General features: G+C 48.2%; 16 protein-coding genes and 3 pseudogenes. 9 read left to right on the forward strand and 10 right to left on the reverse strand.

What is annotated here, in order from left to right; translation table 11 throughout:
- Positions 1–95 precede the first annotated feature (95 nt).
- Together BIY29_RS15080 and BIY29_RS15085 are read right to left on the reverse strand one after the other, a co-directional pair.
- Positions 96–1,457 carry an esterase-like activity of phytase family protein gene (locus BIY29_RS15080; RefSeq protein ID WP_121575913.1) on the reverse strand — a complete coding sequence of 454 codons (1,362 nt, stop codon included), beginning with the start codon at positions 1,455–1,457 and terminating at the stop codon, positions 96–98.
- Between the two features lie 161 nt (positions 1,458–1,618).
- Complete coding sequence (locus BIY29_RS15085; RefSeq protein ID WP_121575914.1) at positions 1,619–2,815, reverse strand: multidrug efflux MFS transporter; 1,197 nt, start codon at positions 2,813–2,815, stop codon at positions 1,619–1,621.
- A gap of 443 nt (positions 2,816–3,258) precedes the next feature.
- On the opposite strand from BIY29_RS15085, the gene BIY29_RS15090 reads away from it, so the two are divergent.
- Positions 3,259–3,969: a hypothetical protein gene (locus BIY29_RS15090; RefSeq protein WP_147437163.1), complete on the forward strand. Its 711-nt coding sequence runs from the start codon at positions 3,259–3,261 to the stop codon at positions 3,967–3,969.
- A gap of 121 nt (positions 3,970–4,090) precedes the next feature.
- A pseudogene (locus BIY29_RS15095) lies at positions 4,091–4,482 on the forward strand (RidA family protein).
- Between the two features lie 123 nt (positions 4,483–4,605).
- Here the strand turns inward: BIY29_RS15095 and BIY29_RS15100 are convergent.
- On the reverse strand, positions 4,606–4,818 hold the full coding sequence (locus tag BIY29_RS15100) for a hypothetical protein (protein ID WP_121575916.1): 213 nt from the start codon (positions 4,816–4,818) through the stop codon (positions 4,606–4,608).
- A 235-nt stretch (positions 4,819–5,053) separates the two neighbouring features.
- Positions 5,054–6,127, reverse strand: a complete 1,074-nt coding sequence (locus BIY29_RS15105; RefSeq protein ID WP_121575917.1) for a linear amide C-N hydrolase — start codon at positions 6,125–6,127, stop codon at positions 5,054–5,056.
- Between the two features lie 286 nt (positions 6,128–6,413).
- Here BIY29_RS15105 and BIY29_RS20680 point away from each other — a divergent pair.
- The 3 genes and pseudogenes from BIY29_RS20680 to BIY29_RS15125 all read left to right on the forward strand — a co-directional run.
- Positions 6,414–6,557: pseudogene (locus BIY29_RS20680) on the forward strand (GNAT family N-acetyltransferase); the annotation flags it as partial.
- A 190-nt stretch (positions 6,558–6,747) separates the two neighbouring features.
- On the forward strand, positions 6,748–7,683 hold the full coding sequence (locus BIY29_RS15120; RefSeq protein ID WP_147437164.1) for a hypothetical protein: 936 nt from the start codon (positions 6,748–6,750) through the stop codon (positions 7,681–7,683).
- A 121-nt stretch (positions 7,684–7,804) separates the two neighbouring features.
- Positions 7,805–8,932, forward strand: a complete 1,128-nt coding sequence (locus BIY29_RS15125) for a site-specific integrase (protein WP_121575919.1) — start codon at positions 7,805–7,807, stop codon at positions 8,930–8,932.
- A gap of 225 nt (positions 8,933–9,157) precedes the next feature.
- Here the strand turns inward: BIY29_RS15125 and BIY29_RS15130 are convergent, their stop codons facing one another.
- The 4 genes from BIY29_RS15130 to manD form a co-directional block, all read right to left on the reverse strand.
- On the reverse strand, positions 9,158–10,597 hold the full coding sequence (locus BIY29_RS15130; protein ID WP_121575920.1) for a mannitol dehydrogenase family protein: 1,440 nt from the start codon (positions 10,595–10,597) through the stop codon (positions 9,158–9,160).
- A gap of 157 nt (positions 10,598–10,754) precedes the next feature.
- Positions 10,755–12,116: an MFS transporter gene (locus BIY29_RS15135; protein ID WP_121575921.1), complete on the reverse strand. Its 1,362-nt coding sequence runs from the start codon at positions 12,114–12,116 to the stop codon at positions 10,755–10,757.
- 215 nt (positions 12,117–12,331) lie between these two features.
- Complete coding sequence (locus BIY29_RS15140; RefSeq protein ID WP_121575930.1) at positions 12,332–13,351, reverse strand: Zn-dependent oxidoreductase; 1,020 nt, start codon at positions 13,349–13,351, stop codon at positions 12,332–12,334.
- A gap of 14 nt (positions 13,352–13,365) precedes the next feature.
- On the reverse strand, positions 13,366–14,580 hold the full coding sequence (gene manD, locus BIY29_RS15145; RefSeq protein ID WP_121575922.1) for a D-mannonate dehydratase ManD: 1,215 nt from the start codon (positions 14,578–14,580) through the stop codon (positions 13,366–13,368).
- A 772-nt stretch (positions 14,581–15,352) separates the two neighbouring features.
- Between manD and BIY29_RS15150 the strand changes: the two genes are divergently transcribed.
- The 3 genes from BIY29_RS15150 to BIY29_RS15160 are packed head-to-tail and all read left to right on the forward strand — an operon-like array spanning position 15,353 to position 18,390.
- The gene (locus BIY29_RS15150; protein ID WP_121575923.1) at positions 15,353–16,057 is read left to right on the forward strand and encodes a 4Fe-4S dicluster domain-containing protein; all 705 of its coding nucleotides are present in this window, start codon (positions 15,353–15,355) and stop codon (positions 16,055–16,057) included.
- Entirely contained in the window at positions 16,050–17,009 is a 960-nt protein-coding gene (gene nrfD / locus BIY29_RS15155; RefSeq protein WP_121575924.1) for a cytochrome c nitrite reductase subunit NrfD, read from the forward strand. Before BIY29_RS15150 ends, nrfD begins: the two co-directional genes overlap by 8 nt.
- 4 nt (positions 17,010–17,013) lie before the next feature.
- Positions 17,014–18,390 carry an MFS transporter gene (locus tag BIY29_RS15160; protein WP_121575925.1) on the forward strand — a complete coding sequence of 459 codons (1,377 nt, stop codon included), beginning with the start codon at positions 17,014–17,016 and terminating at the stop codon, positions 18,388–18,390.
- 37 nt (positions 18,391–18,427) lie between these two features.
- Here the strand turns inward: BIY29_RS15160 and alkB are convergent, their stop codons facing one another.
- On the reverse strand, positions 18,428–19,087 hold the full coding sequence (alkB, locus tag BIY29_RS15165) for a DNA oxidative demethylase AlkB (RefSeq protein WP_121575926.1): 660 nt from the start codon (positions 19,085–19,087) through the stop codon (positions 18,428–18,430).
- Complete coding sequence (ada, locus tag BIY29_RS15170; protein WP_121575927.1) at positions 19,077–20,159, reverse strand: bifunctional DNA-binding transcriptional regulator/O6-methylguanine-DNA methyltransferase Ada; 1,083 nt, start codon at positions 20,157–20,159, stop codon at positions 19,077–19,079. The genes alkB and ada overlap by 11 nt, the downstream gene beginning before the upstream one ends.
- 194 nt (positions 20,160–20,353) lie before the next feature.
- Here ada and BIY29_RS15175 point away from each other — a divergent pair.
- Positions 20,354–21,013, forward strand: a pseudogene (locus BIY29_RS15175) (DNA-3-methyladenine glycosylase family protein); the annotation flags it as partial.
- Between the last annotated feature and the right edge of the window lie 182 nt (positions 21,014–21,195).

A 21,195-nucleotide genomic window follows, 5' to 3' on the forward strand; every position in this document is an offset into this window, starting at 1 on the left:
TTTAGCGTCTGAATGAGAAAGGCACCGGCCATAAAGATTGAAGTAGGCCGGGCTTTCAGTCGCATGGGGCGGAAATTCCCGATATTGAAACCTGATTACTGTATTGGCTGCGGCAGCTTAATCAGCCATAACTCGTTTTCGGATTCAGGCTTCGGTAACGGCGTGATTTCCAGCGTGGTGTCGACCGCTTTGCCGTCTCGTGATAGCTTGCCATCGGCCATCACCTGATAGTCATCTGGCTTGTCCTTTTCTTTCACGGGGGATCGCAACACCGATTGCAGACCGAAATCATTATCGTTAATGACCGCCAGCGTTTGCTTATCCACCATTGTCAATCCTTCGACTTTCTCCTGCCGCCAGCCCAGTTGACGCAAATCCACCAACGTCTGTTTGTGTGCCAGACGTATGCCGCGTGCTTCCAATTCAGCACTATCGTTAAATTCCGGCGATTTTCCGTCGCTATCAAAAGGTGTCAGATCGGTAGCCTGACTAAAATCCACCAGATAGATACGGTTTTGCATTTGCTTATTTTTGTCATTCCCTTGCTCAATAAGCAGAATGCGTTGATTGTCTAACGCGACTATGTCACCGATTTTAGCGTCTTTGGCTTTCTTGTAGCTGTCGGTATCAATGGGATAGCCCACCATACGGCTGGTTCCCGTCTCCGGGTTGAATATCACCAAACGGGTAAATTGCGCTTTGTTCTTGCTTTTACCGTCAATATCCAGCGTGCTTTGTACCGCCATGACGAGAGAACCGTCCGGCAGACGGGTCAGCCCTTCAAAACCCCGGTTAGGCTGACGCCATTTGATGATATTGGGCAGGCCTGTTGCTACAGAGTGTTCAGTTCCAACGGGCGTCGGCCCAAACTTTTGCAGTATTTTCCCGTTTGCATCAATGTGAACCAGGAAAGGGCCATATTCATCGCAGAGCCAGAAACCGCCTTTGCCATCCGGTGTAATCCCTTCGGGATCCAGGCCACGGGTATTGGTGTCAAGAGGAAATAATGCATCATTAAGCGCCACTTCATTGGTTGTGCCAATCAAATCACCCGGCAGCGGCAGGCCGTCAATTGGCCCCTGCTCGTCATGTAAAGGACGTGGATTGGCTGCCTGAGCGCTCTTGCCGTTCACCCGGATAGTCATAACCAACGGGGTATAATCCGGGCTGGCAAAGATTTTTGCTTCTTTATCTCCCGCTTGCGGGGCATCGGCGTTGGGCCCACGATCGGTCAGCGTGGTGAACATGAGATCGTCCCCCTGTTTTCCGATGAAATGAAGGCCGGAACCAATTCCTACCGGTAAACCATTGGGGAAGTTATTGGCGAATTTTCCCTGATAAGCGACGTGTTCCCCCGCAGGAAAGGTGACGACATAACGAGTGACGTTTTCATCGGACGCCAGGGCGCTCAGGGGCAGGAGTCCCACCATTAACAGTGATAATATATTGTTTTTCATCGTATAACTCTTATGAGTGGTGAGTGTCGGAAAGTCCATCGGAGCATAAACAACGGACGTGGCAGTTGTGTGACAACGGCGACGCTATTCCGCCTGAACCCGGTGCCAGCCCAATATTCGGAAATTCAGTGAAACAATATTGGTTGTGACGGCGTGAGGTATTAACCGGTTTTTTTCGGCATCAGGCGGAAGCTGACGGCGATTTGTATTGTGTTACATAACACCAGCAACGCGGTGATCAGAAAGACCCAGCGGAAACCCATCATGGCGGAAACGCCGGAGCCAATCAGCGGGCCGATAACGTTGCCTATGTACATAAACGACTGGTTATAACCAAAGATGCGGCCCGTTACCTGCTGGCTGCTGTATTTCACCAGCAGCGCTTGCACTGCGGGCATGAGCGCGCCGTCGGCAAAGCCCAGCATAAACCTCAGTATGCCGAGCTGGGTTGGTGTTCGAATGACCGACATTGCGCAGAAAAGCAGGACGCTGAACGCCAATGCAACAATCAGTATACGGTGAGCGCCGATCCGATCGCCTAAACGACCAAGACGGGGGGCGGCCAGCAGGGCGGATACGCCCGGCACGGCGGCAATCACGCCGCTGATAAAGGCAATATTATCGTGGTCGGGAGCAATGTCGCGGATGAATAGCGTCAGGATCGGGCTGATGGAACCATTCGCCATCTGAATAATCATGGTGGTGATAAACAGACCCACAATCAGCATCGGGTAGGGCAGGGAAGCAAACACCGCTTTGCCACTCAATCGATTCGCTTTGCTGACTTTAATCACGCTTTCTTTAATGGCAAAAAGCGTAATCAAAAAGCAGATGAACAGCATTCCGCCGGTGATGAAAAAGACGATGCGCAGGCCGATATAATCGGCCATGAAGCCGCCAAACAAAGGGCCGATAATTATCCCGGCGATCTGCCCGGTAGACAAGGTTCCCAACGCCCAGCCGCTCTTTTCCCTCGGCACCTGCGAGGCAATCAACGCCATGGCATTGGGGATGTAACCTGATGTCAGCCCCATCATGGCGCGTAAAATGAACAGTTGCCATACGTTGGCGGCAAACCCTTGCAGCGACATGACGATGGCCATACCCAGCGCGGCGCGCAGCAGCATGAGCTTGCGTCCTTTACGGTCGGCCAGACTTCCCCATAAAGGTGCGACAATCGCAGAAACCAGAAATGATGAACTGAAAATCAGACCAGACCAGAGGCTCAATGACTCGTGTGAGCGCACGCCAAGCTGCTCAATGTACAAAGGCAGAAAGGGCAATATCTGGCTCATGGCCAGGCCGGTGAAAAAACACCCCAGCCATGCAGCGAATAAATTGAGTTTCCAGGTTTCCATGGTGTGCGGGACGAGCCTTAGTCAGCCGGTGGGCAATGGTGAAACTCAAGTGTCAGAACATTAAATATCCGGATATCAATAAATGACGTATGGTGACAGGAATTTCATCCTTTGTTGCGAGCATAACATAGTGTGCTAAGTTGTTGTTCGACAGTCTGGTAACTATTCATTATTTGTCGGACAAGATCATTTTATGGGAACCCGGCCTACGGATAACCTACTCATATAGAAATTTTTCTGCAGATGAGTATCAAACCCAAACGATGAAAATTACCCCCCTCAGCACATCAACAAATACCCCGGAGAGCAGTTCCGCTTGTTCATCTGAATATCAGTCCCCGGATGAGTCAGAATCAGTAGCGGATGCACTACCGCGCCCTCAGCAACAGCCGATCAGAAGGGAGTCCGCTCTCAGGCCTTCCACCGTTTCGTTGAGCAATCAAGTGAATCTGAACAACGTTTCCTCAGGTGTGCTGGCGCATGAGGCCTCTCTGACGCCAGCTATACGGAATGCCACGGAAGGAGAACTGGGACAGACGATGAGCCAGCAGCGTCTCGAATCGCGGATAACGCCGCGGCTGCAACAGGCGATGAAGGGACATGATGCCCATTTCCGGCAGAATGAGCGGAGAGAGGGGTTCAATAAGGAAAAGCCTATTGAGCACAATACTGGGCAGCAGCGCCTTGAACATCTGGACTTGCCGCAGGCGATCAGCCATATCCGGGATACGTTGCGGTACGAAATTATTATGCCGCTTGAAGTATTTATGAAGCAGCTACGGGCTATCCTGAAAACGCTACGGGATGACGGGTTGCAGATAATACGATTGTGGAATGGTTATCAGGTGCCACATACTCTGTACGCAGGGATCAATGTCAAGATGCGTGACCCTGAAGTACCGGAGGGCGAAGGAAATTTTGAACTGCAATTCCGTACGCCGCAGAGCTTGCGCACCAGGTTGGAAATGCAAGATAGCGATGAAAGGTTGCGGGAGCTGCCGGTCGAAACGCCAGAGGGTAACGAACAGGACGTCGGCACGGCATCTATGGAAGAACCGGAGCAGAGGGCAGAACCGCTGCGCGAGGCGGCGGCGAGGGTGCCGCATCCTGAAGATATTGATACCCTGCCGTCATTCAGCCGGGAACCCGGATGATCCCGTACCTGATGGCAAGGGGACGCAATGCCGTGTTTGCCACCGCGCTGCGGTAACGTAAAGACGACATAATCAAACTTATTTCCATCATGTTGATGGGCAATCCATTGAGGAGTTCTCCATGAGTATTATCCGTTATGGTGCTGGTGAGTTGGGAGCAGGTGGGCAACCTTTACCTTTTGCGCGTGCGGTAGAAGCGGATGGTTGGTTATACGTTTCAGGGCAGGTGGCGATGGAGCGCGGTGAAATCATCGACGGCGGTATTGTTCCTCAGTCTCACAAAGCGTCCAAAACCTGATCGCCATCCTCAAGGAAGCGGAATACGGACTGGAGGATGTGGTGCAGGTCGGTGTATGGCTGGACGACCCGCGTGATTTCTGGAGTTTTAACCGTATATTCACCGAATATTTTGGCGCTGCGGCACCCGCCAGAGCCTGTGTTCAGTCCTGTATGGTGATAGATTGCAAAGTCGAGATAGAGTGTGTGGCTTATAAAGCTAAAGCCCCGCGTTGACCGCAACAGAGCACGAAATGGGTAAAGAGGTTTTATAATGACAGCGTCCATCATCCAGCGTATTGAACTGGAGATGGACTTGATTGTTGTGCCAAATAGGCGTGTGTTTGAGGATATGTTATTTTATTCAGTATTTTGAGGGATAAGCATTTTTTTCATTGAAATGATGAAGTAGCCTTTTTGCCTGAGTATTTTCCCGCCTCTGTCAGCACTCATCATTGCCAATTGGAAAAAATCATCACCCGAGATATCAAAACTCAACTTTATTTTTTTAACAATCCCGGCTTTAATGAGTTCTTCTGCTTCGTGAAATGTTGATGCCTGAACTGGTGACATAACGACTCCCTCCGAGAAGTATATTAGGTATAAATATTACATATATAATTTATTTTTATTTCAAAAATATGACAGTATTTTTATATTTTAATGAAGGGTGATGCTTTTTTATCGGGTTGAATTATCATTGCTACCCACCGAAACACTCATGATTATCCATCGTTCCTGCTACTGAGTGCTGAATAAATGATGTGAACAAAATGACTGCGCCAATAACGTCTATCAGGATAGCCTATTATATTCCGGCAAAATCGAAGGGCGCTGCTTTCTTAAATTGTTCAGAAACCTGCCCGGAGTAGATCGTGCTTTGATTTTTCCCCAGGTCTAGTTTCATGGCGCTTCCGTCGCGTGGAGAAAAATCAATTTTTCTCAGATCGACCCAAAAGATATTGGGGGACAGAGCCGATTCAAAGAAGTATTGCATGGATTTATGGTCAATCACGCTACGCCACCGGGTTGATGCGATATTCGGTTCATTCGACATGGCATAACCATAGGGAACGGAAACATTTCGTATCACACTGAATGTGCTGGCCAATGCCTTATCATGCCCCTCATTTTTAGGAATATGATCCACATAGAATGAGGCGCGCACAAAGCGGTCTGCCGCCCGATTGGTGCCTGGCAACATGACATTTCCGCCTATCTGTTGCCAGTATGCATTGAGCGCCAATTGCTGGTTGAAAACCGGCGAATTGGTCATCACCTGATATTCCCGTTTATGGTGAATCACCTGTTTGCCATCGATATATTCAATAATCGCACTATCGCCTGATGAATCGGATAATGCCAAATGAAGTTTTGCCAGTCGTTCTTCGTCAGGAACGTTGGCGGTGACCAGCGTAAATTGATCCTGCTGCAGAAACTGAACTGCCTCTTTCACCGTCGCAAAGTTATCCAGTACGTATTGCGCCCAGGCCGCTACGCTTAACCCTGGTTTTTGAGCCGTAGGGGCAGCGGCAGGATATTCAGACTCTGCCAGCCATAGCAGATTAGCGGCCAGGCCTTTCTCATTAACGCCATCTGTTGTGGAAATATCATAAGCGGTTGCAATGACGCTACCATATTTGGAGACCCATTTAAGCGTGTGCTGCCCTCCGCCTCCTGAACGATGCAGTTCACGCGGGAATATCCATAAGTTTGTTTCTACATCTTTTTTCCAGTCCATTGAGCGAGCGGTAATCGTGTTATTATCATCACCCAGATAGACTAGCCTTGTGCAGGCAAACGATATTGATGAACTGAGTATTAATGCACTCAATAATATAATGCAATTAAAATAGTTAATCTGCTTGTTAATTTTCATCATGTTTTTTCTTTGCTGAGATTATTTTGATTTTAGGTTGTATTTTTAAATTTGCCTTAATGATTTTTATTTTTTCTCTTTTTTTAATGGTGGTTAAGTCTTAACAGGATAATTATTGATGGGGTTTAATAAAAAATATTATATTGTTACGTGATAACTTCTTAGATCAGGCCCTTCCCCGAATGCCGCGCTGCGTAAAACCATGCAAACGCCTGTGCCGTGGGAGCAGGACAAATGATTTCTGCCCCTGAGCCACTCCATACCGAACATGTACTCTCCTCATTATGCCGCACCCGGACACTTTCGCCGCAATATGCCAGAGCCGATCCCGCTGGTTGTGCTGGGCCGTCTGGCGATAGGTGAATCATTACACGCATAAGGCGTCGGGCGGGCGCTGGTGCGGGACGCCGGACTGCGAGTAATTCAGGTGGCGTAGGCTATCGGCACTCGAGGGGGGTTAGTTCATGCATCGTGTCGCTATCCCCCCGCCCACCTTCAGGGAGGACTACTCCAGGCAGCGCAACAAGGCTTCCACACAGCGCAGTAGAAAGAGAACTGAGCAACTTTGCGAAACGCCATATATAATTAAGCCATGCTTAAGTATTATGAAGACGTAATGGCTTATGACTATGGACGTTTTTGGACGAAACAGAACGAAAAAAGTGTTAATTTTCAGTTTGTTTTTTTCATTGTCCGCTTCTGCCGTTGCTGACGATGATAATAATGATGACGATAGTGACCTGAAAAGTTCTTATGCCAAGCTTCTCGATCTATCGACCGTTGATGACGTAAGTACGTCTAAATTACGTGCGGATGATGGATTTAACTATTCGAAAATCGTGATCCCGTACGCTACCGACTATTATCCACTCGGTGGGGATAGTTCTGCGGCATGGTTTATAAAAGCCGGTTTTTTGGAGGTGAAAGGTGATGCTATCCCTATTGATGACAGCCGGTTTACACCTCGTTGGCATGCGCTTTCCATTGTTACCGGGCCATCATTTAAATACCGGATTCAAGAACGGTTCAATTTGGTTGGCAAGCTTGGTATCGGATATTCCCGGTTAATTAATGATTCGCCGTATTCAGGCGACAGCGTGATAGAAAATGCGTTAAGAGATGAAAAATTATTAGATTGGGAAATCGATGCGTATATTATTTCCCCATCTATTGGCATTGAATATAAAAAGATATTCAATTCAGGCGATGTGTTTGACGTATATACCAATCTCTCATTCACTCATGTGTCAAGTTTTAATAACAATAACAACGATCTTAAAATTTCCGATAATTCAGGCAGTTATTCTATCAAAACAGACTATACCTTTACTGATGTGTTTCATGCGTTCAACAGGCGTATCAACTTTGTGGTATCGAATAAGTTTGGCGGATTTTTTGGTTCAAACTACCGCGATCTCGGATTTGGATTTGTCAATGAAACACAAATGGCGATCGAGGTGCCCACCGATCCTTTCTTTAAAGGAAATAAAATGCGTATTGGTATAGGTTATTTATACAATGATTATGCGCAAGGTGTTTCTTTGGTTCTCAGCCTTTGATCTGCGGTGGCCACTGAACCGCTTCACGCCGGATTGGTCGGCTCATGCGAACAGGGGCCTGAATGCGCCCTCTAATTTGTTGTATTGTCTTTCCCTTTGACCAATAGGGAAGACAATAATAGTGAAAAAACGTATCAAAAAGATGCTGTTAGGTAAGGCGCTGGATAAGTATTTTTCAACGGTATCTCGACATAAGCGAGGACAATTGCAGGAGTTTTACCGGATAAATGTCATTAAACGCTCACTACTGGTTGAGCGGAATATGGATGAAATATCATCAGTTGATATCGCCGAATATCGGGATAGCAGACTCTCTCAGGTTAATCCACGTACAAAAAAACCTATCAGTGCTAATACGGTCCGTCTCGAAATGGCATTACTGTCCGCGCTGTACAACCTGGCAAAAGTTGAGTGGGGGACATGCACGGGTAATCCCGTAGAACACGTAAGAAAACCCACCGTTTCTTCTGGCCGAACGCGAAGGCTCACATCTCAGGAGGAGCGACGTATTACCCGTTATTTTAAAGATAAAAACCCAGAGGTATTGGCCATTTTTCGGTTGGCCATCGAGACGGCAATGCGGCAGGGTGAAATATTGTCATTACGCTGGGAGCATATTGATCTTCGTCTTGGGATCGCACATTTGCCACTCACTAAAAATGGCTCGGCACGTGATGTGCCTTTATCTTCAAAGGCTAGGCAGGTGCTGAAAGATAGCTATGTCGCAGGATGTCATGGAACGGGCAGGGTATTTACTTACTCTTCAAGCGGCTTCAAAAGTGCCTGGCGTACTGCATTACAGGTTATGGCGATAGAAGATCTTCATTTTCATGACCTGAGGCATGAAGCGATTAGCCGGTTATTCGAGTTGGGGACTTTAAACGTCATGGAGATAGCCGCGATATCAGGACATAAGTCGATGAATATGCTTAAAAGATATACTCATCTTAGCGCGGCGCATCTTGTGAGTAAGCTTGATGCCAGTAAAAAACAAGCCCAGAAACTGGCTTCGATATTTATCCCTTATCCAGCAGATATTGAGACTAATAGTAATGGTCAGGTGACGATGACATTCTCTGATTTTGATGATTTATCTGTTACAGCTTCTACATATGATGATGCGCTTAAAGTGGCCTCTGTTGAACTGCTTAGATTTCAGGCGATCGCTGCAAAGAATGGCGAGCGTCTGCCTCCACCTGGTCATATTTCGGTAAACATGACTGAACGCGTTCTAATCAACCCGCTTTAAATCTAAACTGGCGATATTGATTCGATATCGCCGTTTTTTGACGCAGATTGCAGGCTTTGCTGACCTGCTGGCTAAAGCCGGTGTCTCAGTACGCTAACTCTGCCGGAAGCATGCTGTTTTCGACGCCACGTTTTACATATCACACTGATAATCCGGTGTGTTTTAGTGATTGTTGTACATAACATATGGATGTTACGGGTCATTGATTCGATCGTAAAACTTAATTTAGCACTTCAGAAAGAGGATGCCTGCTGATTCTGCCTGATGCCGCACCGGATTATCAGGCAGATCATTACCGAATACGTCACGCAGGCTTAACAACGCCATGACTCTGTCCTGGCCGTCTGCGCTTTGTGCAACCCGTTGCGCCAGCTTTTCCTGCAATGGATCGCTGATTTCGATGGGTTGCCCCCTATCGTCCACGCCGCCGACGTAACGCATCCATCCCGCAACGCCAAGCGCCAGTAAGTCAAAAGACTCGCCCTTAGCCAGATGGACACGAATAGAATCCAGCATACGCTGCGGCAGTTTCAGCGTTCCGTCCATTGCAATTTGCCAGGTACGGTGTTTCAGGCCGGTATTCCGGTAGCGCTGGAGCAGCGACTCGGCATAGGCAACCAGATCGACATTTTCGACATGCAGCGTGGTTGCCTGCTCATCCAACATAAGCTGACGTGCAGCCTGTACATAGTCCTGATCCTGCATACACTCATCAATGTACTGATAGCCCGCCAGATAGCCGAGGTAAGCCAGAAAAGAGTGGCTGCCATTCAGCATTCTCAGCTTCATTTCTTCATAAGGCAGGACATCCGTCACCAGTTCAGCGCCGACTTTCTCCCATGCGGGACGTCCGGCAACAAAATTATCCTCAATAACCCATTGTCTGAAAGGCTCACAGGCAATACCCACCGGATCTTGAATACCACCGATAACCTGCGCGATCTTCGCCAACGTATCCGGCGTGATGGCCGGAACAATCCGATCGACCATGGTGGAAGGGAAACTGACATTATTTTCTATCCACTTCGCCAGAGCCGCATCCTGCGCGTTAGCCAACGCGAGAACGACATTCCGGGTGACATTGCCATTATTCGGCATATTGTCACAGGACATCACGGAGAACGGCATCAGGGATTTTTCCCGACGTAACCGCAGCGCTTCAATAATCACGCCGGGCGCAGAATGAGGTTGCCGTGGGTGAGCCAGATCGCGCTTAATCAACGGGTGATTAACATCAATGGAGGCTGTTGACGGTAAGTAGCAATAGCCTTTTTCCGTCACCGTCAGTGAAACAATGGCAATATCCGGCTGTGTCATCAAGGCCATTACGTGATCAATACCCTCGGCTTCACCGTGGAGAGCCTGACGAACAACACCGACAATACGGCTTGCCCAGTGACTGGCGCTCATTTCACAGACGGAATAGAGTAAGTCCTGTTGTTTCAGATCGGCAATTTGCAGCTCACCGCCAATCAGGTTAACTTCGCCATATCCCCAATCACTGCCGTGCTCTGTGGCCAGTTGATCGGCGTAAACCGCCTGATGAGCACGATGGAAGGCACCGAACCCCAAGTGTACTATGCGGGTTTTCAGTAAACTGCGATCATAGGCAGGGACAATCGTTCCCTGCGATACGTTCTGAAGATTGCTTTGTGAAAGATTCATCGAATGAGTCTCATTTGAAATTCAGTAAGCGAAAAGGATTTATTACGCCCTGCATGTTTGTTATCTGACTTAGAAATTAATGGCAATATTTATTCCGGCATAATGAAATAACAGCCAACGGTTGGTATCGCCATAACCATATTTTATTTATTGTCTTTTATACGGCATCCTCCAGATCACCGAGATCGCGATCTTTCACTTCCGGCATACAGATAGCCGAGAATAGCCCTATCAGGGAATAGATAATTAACATAACCGCAATCGGCCACCAGGAACCGGTTATATTACAAAAGATCCCGGCCAACACCGGGCCAAACCCAACGGCAACCAAACCGCCTGTTTCTTTGGAAATAGCCATTTGCGAGAAACGATTTCGCGCCCCAAAGATTTCTGCCATCGTAATATTTTCGAGAGCAAACAACCCCAATACAGCAAAGTTATGGATAACAATAATGCAGATGATAATAGTGTTAACTTCGGAACTTTTATCCACGATAAATGATAGCATTGGGTAAGCCAAAAAGATCGCAGAGATATTAAGAAGAATATAGGGTGCTCGGCGGCCAATTTTATCAGAAAGCCAGCCCAATAACGGTATAGTAATAAACCCGATGGCAGAGCTGATCATTAGGGCATCTGTCGGAATATATTTCTCAAATAAAAGCGTTTGAACTAAGTAACCGGCCAGAAACGTTTGAATCAGACCTGAATTACCCGCCTGACCAAAACGCAACCCCGTCGCCAGCCAGAAAGATTTACTTTTAAACATTTCCAGAATGGATTTACTTTCGACAACCGTCGTTTCAGCAACCGAAACGCCATCAGGGGTTTCATTAACTTTTTCAAATACCGGGCTTTCTTTAAGATTCATCCTTAACCATATGGCAAAAAACATCACCACAACACTGCATAAGAACGGTATACGCCAGCCCCATGCTAATAGTTGTTCTCTATCCAGGAAGAAAAACATAATCGCCCATATCGCCGTAGCACTGAGCGTGCCACAGTTCGTTCCCATAGCAACTAAAGAAGAAATAATCCCGCGCTTACCTTTCGGAGAGTATTCCGCCAGCATAGTGCCCGCACCGGATATTTCAGCCCCTGCGCCTAATCCCTGCACGATACGCAATGTCACCAGCAAAATGGGGGCGAAAATGCCAATCTGAGCATAGGTTGGTAAAATGCCGATGAGCGTCGTACAGATCCCCATCATCGTGATGGTAATAAACAGAACTTTCTTTCTTCCTATGGTATCGCCCATTCTTCCGAAAATAAAAGCACCGACAATACGTGCAACATACCCCGCACCGTAGGTTCCCATTGCCAGAATTAATGCCATCGCCGCTGATTGCTCAGGGAAAAATATTTCATGAAAAACTAATGCTGCGCCTAGCGAGTACAACTGAAAATCCATAAATTCCAAAGCAGTTCCCAACCAGCCGGATACTGCCGCTTTGACTAAATCAGTAGTACTCCGTTCAGGCTTATTCTGTCTGGTCTCTATTTGTTTCGTGTTCATATTTATACTCTCTACGATTGTAGTTATATGTATAGCACTGCCGTCAATAGAGTTAAATTGTGCTACACCTTACCCTGAACGTTATGAAATAAGACTCAGGGCTATACAGAGGAAAATAATTGTTATAAAAAACCCTTGGTGTTGTATCGCCTGGTTATTCCTCCTCTTTTTTAATTATCGGTATCGATATCTGGCAAAACGGGTTATTAAAGAACTCACTGATTAAATTTCAACAACACCTTACAACAGCTTTTCTGGTCTTTTTCGAACACCTCAATTGCATTAACTACCTGTGCGTAATCGAATTGATGCGTAATTAGCTTTAACGGGTCGATCTTTTTGTTTTGCAACCATTCAATGACTATCGGAAATTTATTCGCATTGAGTCTTGAAGAGAAAATAGAAAGCTCTTTACTGGTAACACCTTGTTGAGTTATCTGGCAAGGCTCGCTGGAAAATCCCATAATAGCGATGCGGGCCGCTGGCGAGGCAATGGTTATCGCTTCTTGTAAAATCGACGGATGACAAGCCGCGTCAATAATCAGCGTTGGCCTAATATCCAGTTTGTCCAATTCATCCTTTAATGATAATGAGGCGTTATTAATCACGTTATCCGCACCACAGCGCTGCGCCATAGTTAAACGCTCGGGGATGCGATCAACAACAATAACGTTTTTAACCTGATAAACCCCTTTTAAAACCTGAACGGATGTCAATCCCATCGGCCCGGCGCCGTAAATCAAGGCAATATCTTGTTCGGTTGGTTTAATTTGCGCCGTCACATTCGCGGAGATGGTATAAGGCTCCACCATCACCGCAAATTCATCAGGGATCGCATCCGGGATTGGATAGGCGTTTTTTGCCGGTACGGCGGCATACTCGCTAAATCCGCCATCACGATGCACGCCTAATACCACCAAAGACGTACACACGTTTGGTTTGCCGACAGAACAAGGGTAACAGTGTCCGCAACTCACCACCGGATCAACCGAAACCCTTTCACCGATACGTGATGTATCAATACCTTCACCGACCGCGTCGATGACGCCAAAGAACTCGTGGCCAATCACTCTCGGATATTTGGCAAAAGGATTGTGACCACGATAGATATGGCTATCTGAACCACAAATTCCGGCTAATTTCACCCTGACTCTGACATCGCCTTTCGCTGGCTGAGGAACCTCTCGTTCTTCAATCACTAAATCGTCCGGCTGTTTCACCACAACGCTTTTCATATTTTTCACCTCTGTCACCAATTCCACAACGTGCCATCTTCCAGACGCGCCACCGGTAAATAGGCGGGTTCATAGGGATATTTGGCGGCCAGTTTTTCATCAAATTCGATACCCAGCCCTGGCTTATCGCCGGGGTGCATATAACCCTTATCAAACACCCAGCTATGGGGGAACACCTCCAGCATTTGTTCGGAATAGCCCATGTATTCCTGTACGCCAAAATTGGGCACCCAGAGATCGAAATGCAGTGCGGCAGCCATACAGATAGGCGACAAATCAGAAGGGCCATGAGAGCCGGTACGGACCTGATATAAAGAAGCAAAGTCAGCAATCCGCCGCATACCGGTAATACCGCCGGTATGGGTAATCGTGGTGCGGATATAATCGATTAACTGTTCTTCGATCAGTTGTTTGCAATCCCAAATGCTGTTAAACACTTCTCCGACCGCAATCGGGGTAACCGTATGCTGGCGGATTAAACGGAAACATTCCTGATTTTCAGCGGGGGTTGGATCTTCCATCCAGAACAAGCGGTAATCTTCAATGCTTTTACCGAAGCGGGCTGCCTCTATCGGTGTCAGCCGGTGATGCATGTCATGCAGCAAATGTTCCGAGAAACCAAATTTCTCACGTACCGCGTCAAACAGCGTTGGGGTGAAATCGAGATATTTTTCTGTTGACCACAATTGCTCTTCAGGCCAGTTACCCTTGGTTGCCGGCTCATAAGCCAGGCCTTTGCCTTTTGCCATTCCGTAGGTGGTTTTCATACCGGGGACACCGCACTGCACCCGAATGGCTTTGAATCCCATATCCCGATGTTTGGCGTAGTCATCCAGCACTTCATCGATGGTATGGCCGGTGGTATGGCAATAAACCATCACGCCAGTGCGCGATGCGCCCCCCAGTAACTGATAAAGCGGCATATTGGCCACTTTGCCTTTAATATCCCACAGCGCCATGTCCACCGCCGAAATGGCCGACATGGTCACCGGGCCACGACGCCAATAAGCGCCTTTATAAAAATACTGCCAGATATCTTCAATCTGTTGCGCATCACGCCCAATCAACTGCGGGCAAATATGATCCTGTAGGTAAGAGGCGACCGACAGTTCACGACCATTGAGTGTCGCATCACCAATACCGGTCACACCGTTGTCTGTGGTAATTTTCAGGGTGACGAAGTTACGCCCTGGGCAGGTAACAAACACTTCTGCGCTGACAATTTTCACTTTACATATCCTTCTCTACTCATGGTGCTCATGCCTTTCATGTCAACTACCATACAAGTATATCAATACGGGTAATTTGAATTACTTCACATTTACGCATTCACGATCCGGCGGCAGTAATGGCGCGTCTTCAGGTCAGGCTTACACGGCACTGAGGATGAGTCGGAGAGACAATAGAGAGGAAGGTTTTCATTTCAAAACGGTGCCGGCAACATCCATTTATTATTAACTGAGGCACTGTTTAGATCACGCCATTATTGGCATTACCCCCTGAAATAATGAAACCTGGCGTTTACCCAAAAGCATTAACTCGATATAAATCAGAGGATATTTTTAAGAAACAAACACCGATCACAAAATCACTATTTTAATCGCCACTAAATTAACAATATTTAAATAAAAAATTACTGAAAAGGAAAATTTTTTGCAAACCATCAATCTTATTATGTGGCAGATTATTCATACCCTATCGACTTGCAATATTTGAACGCGTTATCTAAATAAAAAACAGTTATAGTAGATTAAGAGCGGTTTCCTATAAATATACAAAGAAGTAAATGTGACTGAGAGCACAATCATCCCTTTGTCCCTATGGTCAAATAAAAACGAATAACAAAAATATGGATTATGGGTAAGTTAGCCGCCTGTTCCCGAATATGTTAAGCCATAAAACCACCTCTGATGCCAGATTGGCGCCATTTTCCCGAGTTGGTTTTTGTGGATATCGCTACTACTTTTCTGCCTGACTGTCGTTTCAATGTGAAGGTATGTTATGGAAGAATTCTCTCGTCGTCGTTTTATCGCTTACCTGGGAAGCACTGTTGTTGTAACCGGGAATTCCAGCCTCGCGCTTGCGCAAACTACGGATCAACCCACGAAAACCGCTAAATCAACCTCCGTTAAATATGGCCTGCTGCACAATGAGCAACGCTGCATTGGTTGCAATGCCTGCATTGGAGCCTGTAAAACCACCAACAACGTACCGGATGGCGTAACCCGGCTGGAGATACTGAAAACCGTCGACATGCCCGCAGAAGGGAAGAGCCGGGCATTCAAACAATATTTCCGCAAATCGTGCCAGCATTGCGAGAATCCGCCTTGCGTATCCGTCTGCCCTACCGGCGCATCATTTAAAGACGCATTAACCGGCATTGTCGACGTCAATGATAAACGCTGTGTCGGTTGCCGATACTGCATCGCCGCCTGTCCTTATCATGTGCGTTTCATTAATCCTGTCAGCAAGACAGCGGATAAATGTAACTTTTGCCGGGAGACCAATCTGGCGGCGGGCAAACAACCCGCCTGCGTTGAAATATGCCCGACGAAAGCGCTGGTATTTGGCGATCTGAATGATCCCGAAAGCGATATTTCCAAAATGATTAAGAGCAACGCTACCTATCGGTCAAAAGTTTATCTTGGCACCGAACCACAACTTTATCGCGTACCGGGCAGACGGGGAGAAATAGACAATGCTTAGTGCCTTCCATTTTGACACCCTGGTATGGGACTGGCCTATCGCCATTTATCTGTTGCTGGTAGGGATTTCCGCGGGGATGGTTTCACTGTCCATTTTGATTAAGTTTTATGTGCCCACCGAATATAACGGCAGCAATAATATTATAAAATCAACCGCCATTATTGCTCCGCTGGCCGTCATTATCGGGCTGATGATTCTGATTTTTCACCTGACCCGCCCAATGACATTCTGGTATCTGATGGTTTTCTATAGCCCGACCTCCATCATGTCGCTGGGCGTGATGTTATTTCAGGTCTACTTTGTGGTGATCGCTTTATGGATTATCAACCTCTACCGTGAGGGCTTACTCCATCTGATAGATACTAAAATCCATCGCCCGGCGTTGACCAGGCTTACACAAAAGATCACCGGATTTATTGCCAATCAAGCCGGTCTGATTGAAAAAGTACTGCTGGTGTTGGCCGTGCTGCTCGGGTGCTATACCGGTTTTCTGCTGTCCGCGCTGAAGTCGTTCCCGCTATTAAACAACCCGGTATTACCTGTATTGTTCCTGGCCTCCGGCACCACCTCCGGTATTGCGGTGGCGATGCTGGCCAACGCCATAAGCCGTAATAGCGCTGGCAATACCGCAACCATGCACTTTATTCATAAAATAGAGAACCCGGTTATCTATGCCGAAGTGTTTCTGCTGTTCGCCCTCTTTGTCGGCCTTTTTCTGGGCGGCGGGCAAAAAACGGTGGCGGCGCATACCGCGCTCACCGGTTTCTGGGGCGGCGTATTCTGGATCGGTATCATCGGGCTGGGGATTGCCGTACCGTTAATCGCCAGCGTTATACGCAAAAACCAGCAACCAGGCAGAGGTAATCTCGCGGCGATGGCGGCGTTAAGCCTGTCAGGCGTTTTCTTATTACGACTGTTCGTGCTCTATGCCGGACAAATGACGGTGGCCTGAGCCGATGAATACGTCATGGGTCTTATTCTGGATCGCATCCATCACCTTTTTCATGCAATCCCTGGATACCACCATGCTGTATATCGCCATTCCCGCCATTGCTGATTCACTGCATCAACCGGTGTTGCGTATGGAAATGATCGTCATTTCCTACGTCATCACCGTGGTGGCCTTTACCCCCGTCAACGGCTGGCTGGCTGAACGTTTAGGTGAAAAGAAAACCTATCTGCTGGCGATCGGCATATTTATGCTGGGTTCGCTGTCGTGCGTAACAGCCAACTCTATTATTAGCTTGAGCGCCTTTCGTTTTATTCAGGGAATCGGCGGCGCACTGATGTTGCCTATCATCAGAACCGTCATATTAAGAACAACACCGCAGGCCATGAAACTGATATTCCTTAACCGGATTACCTTACTCGGTTTATTGGGTACGATGATCGGGCCTGTATTAGGCAGCTTTCTGGTTAATATTTTTTCATGGCGGGTTATCTTTATCGCCAATATCCCGCTCTCTTTTATCTGTCTTTTTTTAGCGAAAAAACATATCCCCAACGAATCAGTCAGCGTGGAGCGCCAGGCCGACCCTTACGGGCTGGTGTTACTGGTATTAATGCTGTTTCTGACCGCGTTCACGCTCACCGCGATGCCAAAAAATATTATTCCCATTCCCGTCTCCCTATTACTTTGTTTGTCTGGAACCGGTTTGGCTTTTCTTTATTTCAAACGGGACATGACCAAAAGAGAGAGGTTATTTCCTGCTTCGCTATTTGAGATAAAAACGTTCTCTATTGGCATCTTTGGCGGAATTTCGACACGGGTGTTACTGTCGTCCACCCCCGTGGTGCTATCGTTAATGTTACAAACAAAACTAGACTGCAAGCCCGTGGAAACCAGCATGATTCTGCTGCTTTTTTCTACCGGCGCGTTGCTGTCAAAAGTGCTTTTCGAACCGATGATTAAGCGGACGGGTTACCGTAGACTGTTAATGACGACGACAGGGTTTACGTCTATATGTATTCTGGCCATGAGTTTCGCCGCGCAGGAAAAATCGATGATGCAGATTGGCATTATCGCCACCATTCTGGGCATATTAATCTCAACACTGCATTCCGCAGAAAACACCCTGGCATTCAGTAACCTGAGCAACTCCACTTATAATAGCGGCAATAATGTTTTGACCATAACGCAATTAATCTCGGTAATGATAAGTATGGCGCTCACCTTTCCGGTATTACGCTTTCTGTCCCAATTTGAAGTTATCTTTAATTTAAATAGCTTTAGCCTGTTATTTTTCTTACTTGGCATTGGATTACCGATTTGCTGCCTGATATTCAAGCATCTTAATGAAGATGACGGTCATCATTTTATTCATGGGAGATAAAAGAGAACGCGAAGATCGTTGGCAGGCATACCATTGGTCAATCCCCGGCTTTACGAAACGTCAGATTAAAACGATATTCCCCCGGCAAGTATGCCGGCACTGGCCCACCCTTCAATGGCAGAATGCCATGATAACGCAGTCGAGACTCACCACCCCAGACCACCACATCACCATGCACCAGCGGCAACCGCTGCGCCCGATCGTTACGCGCCATGCCGCCAAATAAGAACACCGCACTTAGCCCCAGAGAGAAAGAGACGATTGGCTGGCGGTAGTCATGCTCATCTTTATCCTGATGCAGCGATAATCGGGCGCCAATCTGGTAGCGATTAATCAGGCAGGCGTCGGGTTCAAAATCAACAAAACCGGCTTCACTGGCGGCACTTTTCGCCAATTGAGCAAACACATCCGGCATATCCGGCCACCGTTGCCCACTGAGCGGATCAACGGGGGAATAGCGATAACCCGTCTCATCAGTTACCCAACCAAGCGCCCCACAGTTGCTCATGGCCACCGACATGGTATAGCCGCCCGGCGTCACCATGTGGCGGAATGGCGCTCGCGCAGTCACGGCATTAATCGCTGACACTAATGCCGGCGCCTGCTCATAAGCAAACCCCCGCAGGATAACCGCGCCAGCCGCCAGTTGTTCCGTCCAGCGCCGCGGTTCGTCCTGCCCGAATAAATCAAGATTCATGACGCGCAGACTCCTCCGCTTCTTTTGTCAATAACGCTCTCTTGCGCTCCACACCCCAGCGATAGCCCGATAATGAACCATCGGTACGAACCACCCGATGGCAGGGGATGGCCACCGCCAGACGGTTCGCTGCACAGGCCCCCGCCACCGCCCGCACTGCGGCGGGTGAACCAATCCTGGCGGCAATGTCGCTATAGCTGGCGGTTTCCCCGGCAGGAATATCCCGCAGCACCTGCCACACCCGCTGCTGGAAGGCCGTCCCGCGAATATCAAGCGGCAAGTCCAGCCCGATTGCAGGCGCATCAACAAAGCCCACAACCTGCGCCATGCGCTGTTCAAATGCCGTATCCCCGCCCACCAGCAGCGCGTTGGCAAACATATCCTGCAAGTCATTGACCAGTTGCTGAGGATCGTCCCCTAACAGGATGGCACAAATCCCCCGTTCGCTTTCGGCCACCAGGATGTCCCCTACTGAACAGACGCCAATGGCAAAATAGATCGTCATTCCTCGCCCGTGGTGTTGAAACGTTTTCGGCGTCATCCCCAGTTGCGCATTGGACTCGGCATAGAAGCGCCCATTACCACTATAGCCCGCATCCACCATCACGCCGGTAACGGTGTTATTTTTCGTCAGTTGTTGACGAACCTGCTGCTGACGGTGGGCTTTGGCGTAATGCTTTGGCGTAACGCCGGTTATCGCTTTAAACAAACGGTGAAAATAAAAGGGGCTTAATCCCACCGCTTTCGCCAGCGCATTCAGCACAGGCGCCTTATCTGCCTGTTCTATCATCCGGCAGGCCTGGGCTATTTGTTCCGTCTGCTGCGCTTCCCGCGATATCCTGCCCTGGCGGCAGCGTTTGCAAGGGCGAAACCCCGCCGCCTGCGCCTCGTCAGCCGTGGCAAAGAACACCACATTCTCACGCCTGGGCTGGCGTGAAGCGCAGGACGGCGCACAATACACCCCGGTCGTTTTTACCGCATAAATAAAGCTGCCGTCCGCCGCTTTATTACGCATGAGCACCGCCTGCCAGCGTGGATCGTCATCCTGATGGCTTTTATCGATAGGTTTCATTGCTCCTTCGCCTCCCACATAATTAGGTTCCGTAAACCTTATCTCAGACCATAAGATGAATGCCCATCACGAACACGCCCAACTCTTGCTTTTTAATTCCAGATCCTGCCCACTGCTACAAGATCACCATACAATCACCTATGCTCAGGTTCCTGACGCTTGATTTTATCACTCCAATCGATGGAAAAACGTTTATGCCATCCAATCACTTTCACCGTCAGGCCAGAGAACACCTCAGCGCCATTAATGACCGATGGGCAAATCTGATATCACACATTGGCGACTGCCGTCATCAAACCACACCTCACAGAGAACCCTATGAGGCATTAATTCGCGCAGTGGCTTACCAACAACTGACCACCAGAGCCGGTGATGCTATGGTGGCGAAACTGTTGCGTGTTCATGACGAGACAGGGCAAAATTTTCCCAGCGCGGAGCAAGTGGCCGCCTGTTCCAGCGAAACGCTAAGACAGTGCGGCTTTTCCGCCCGTAAGGCCGAAACGCTGCGCGCTATTGCGCAAGGCGCACTCAATGGGTTGGTTCCCACCCTCCAACAAGCAGCCGCAATGGACGATGAAACCCTTATCGAACAACTTTGTTCGTTAAAAGGCATTGGACGCTGGACGGTAGAAATGTTTCTGATTTACTCCCTCGAGCGCACTGACATTATGCCGCTGGACGATCTGGGTATTAAACAAGGGCTGCGCTATGTTTACGGGCTGCGGGAAACACCAACCCGTCATACCCTGCTTGAGTTGAGCCGCTCCTGCCAGCCTTACCGCACCATTGCATCCTGGTATTTGTGGCGGGCCCCGTCATTACCAGCGTATCAGGAATTTAAAAGGTCACTCCGGCAGAACCTCCCAAACATACACAAATCCCAACCCACAAGACTAAGCCCGATCCCGTTTGCCGTCTTCTTCTTTGAAAAAAAAAAAAAAACAATTTCTTATACTCCCATGTTATGCTATAGATACATCATACTTCTCTTATACGTCTAATCAAATTCACGACACATGATAGCTGCATCCTAGCA

Origin of the sequence: Brenneria alni, from assembly GCF_003666245.1 — a bacterium.
GTDB classification, from domain to species: Bacteria; Pseudomonadota; Gammaproteobacteria; order Enterobacterales; family Enterobacteriaceae; genus Brenneria; species Brenneria alni.

What these genes read in the sequence shown, in the direction of transcription:
- BIY29_RS15080 (WP_121575913.1), bottom strand. Translation starts at nt 1,457, where the DNA reads ATGAAAAACAATATATTATCACTGTTAATGGTGGGACTCCTGCCCCTG.
- BIY29_RS15085 (WP_121575914.1), bottom strand. Translation starts at nt 2,815, where the DNA reads ATGGAAACCTGGAAACTCAATTTATTCGCTGCATGGCTGGGGTGTTTT.
- BIY29_RS15100 (WP_121575916.1), bottom strand. Translation starts at nt 4,818, where the DNA reads ATGTCACCAGTTCAGGCATCAACATTTCACGAAGCAGAAGAACTCATT.
- BIY29_RS15105 (WP_121575917.1), bottom strand. Translation starts at nt 6,127, where the DNA reads ATGATGAAAATTAACAAGCAGATTAACTATTTTAATTGCATTATATTA.
- BIY29_RS15120 (WP_147437164.1), top strand. Translation starts at nt 6,748, where the DNA reads ATGACTATGGACGTTTTTGGACGAAACAGAACGAAAAAAGTGTTAATT.
- BIY29_RS15130 (WP_121575920.1), bottom strand. Translation starts at nt 10,597, where the DNA reads ATGAATCTTTCACAAAGCAATCTTCAGAACGTATCGCAGGGAACGATT.
- BIY29_RS15135 (WP_121575921.1), bottom strand. Translation starts at nt 12,116, where the DNA reads ATGAACACGAAACAAATAGAGACCAGACAGAATAAGCCTGAACGGAGT.
- BIY29_RS15140 (WP_121575930.1), bottom strand. Translation starts at nt 13,351, where the DNA reads ATGAAAAGCGTTGTGGTGAAACAGCCGGACGATTTAGTGATTGAAGAA.
- BIY29_RS15150 (WP_121575923.1), top strand. Translation starts at nt 15,353, where the DNA reads ATGGAAGAATTCTCTCGTCGTCGTTTTATCGCTTACCTGGGAAGCACT.
- nrfD (WP_121575924.1), top strand. Translation starts at nt 16,050, where the DNA reads ATGCTTAGTGCCTTCCATTTTGACACCCTGGTATGGGACTGGCCTATC.
- BIY29_RS15160 (WP_121575925.1), top strand. Translation starts at nt 17,014, where the DNA reads ATGAATACGTCATGGGTCTTATTCTGGATCGCATCCATCACCTTTTTC.
- alkB (WP_121575926.1), bottom strand. Translation starts at nt 19,087, where the DNA reads ATGAATCTTGATTTATTCGGGCAGGACGAACCGCGGCGCTGGACGGAA.
- ada (WP_121575927.1), bottom strand. Translation starts at nt 20,159, where the DNA reads ATGAAACCTATCGATAAAAGCCATCAGGATGACGATCCACGCTGGCAG.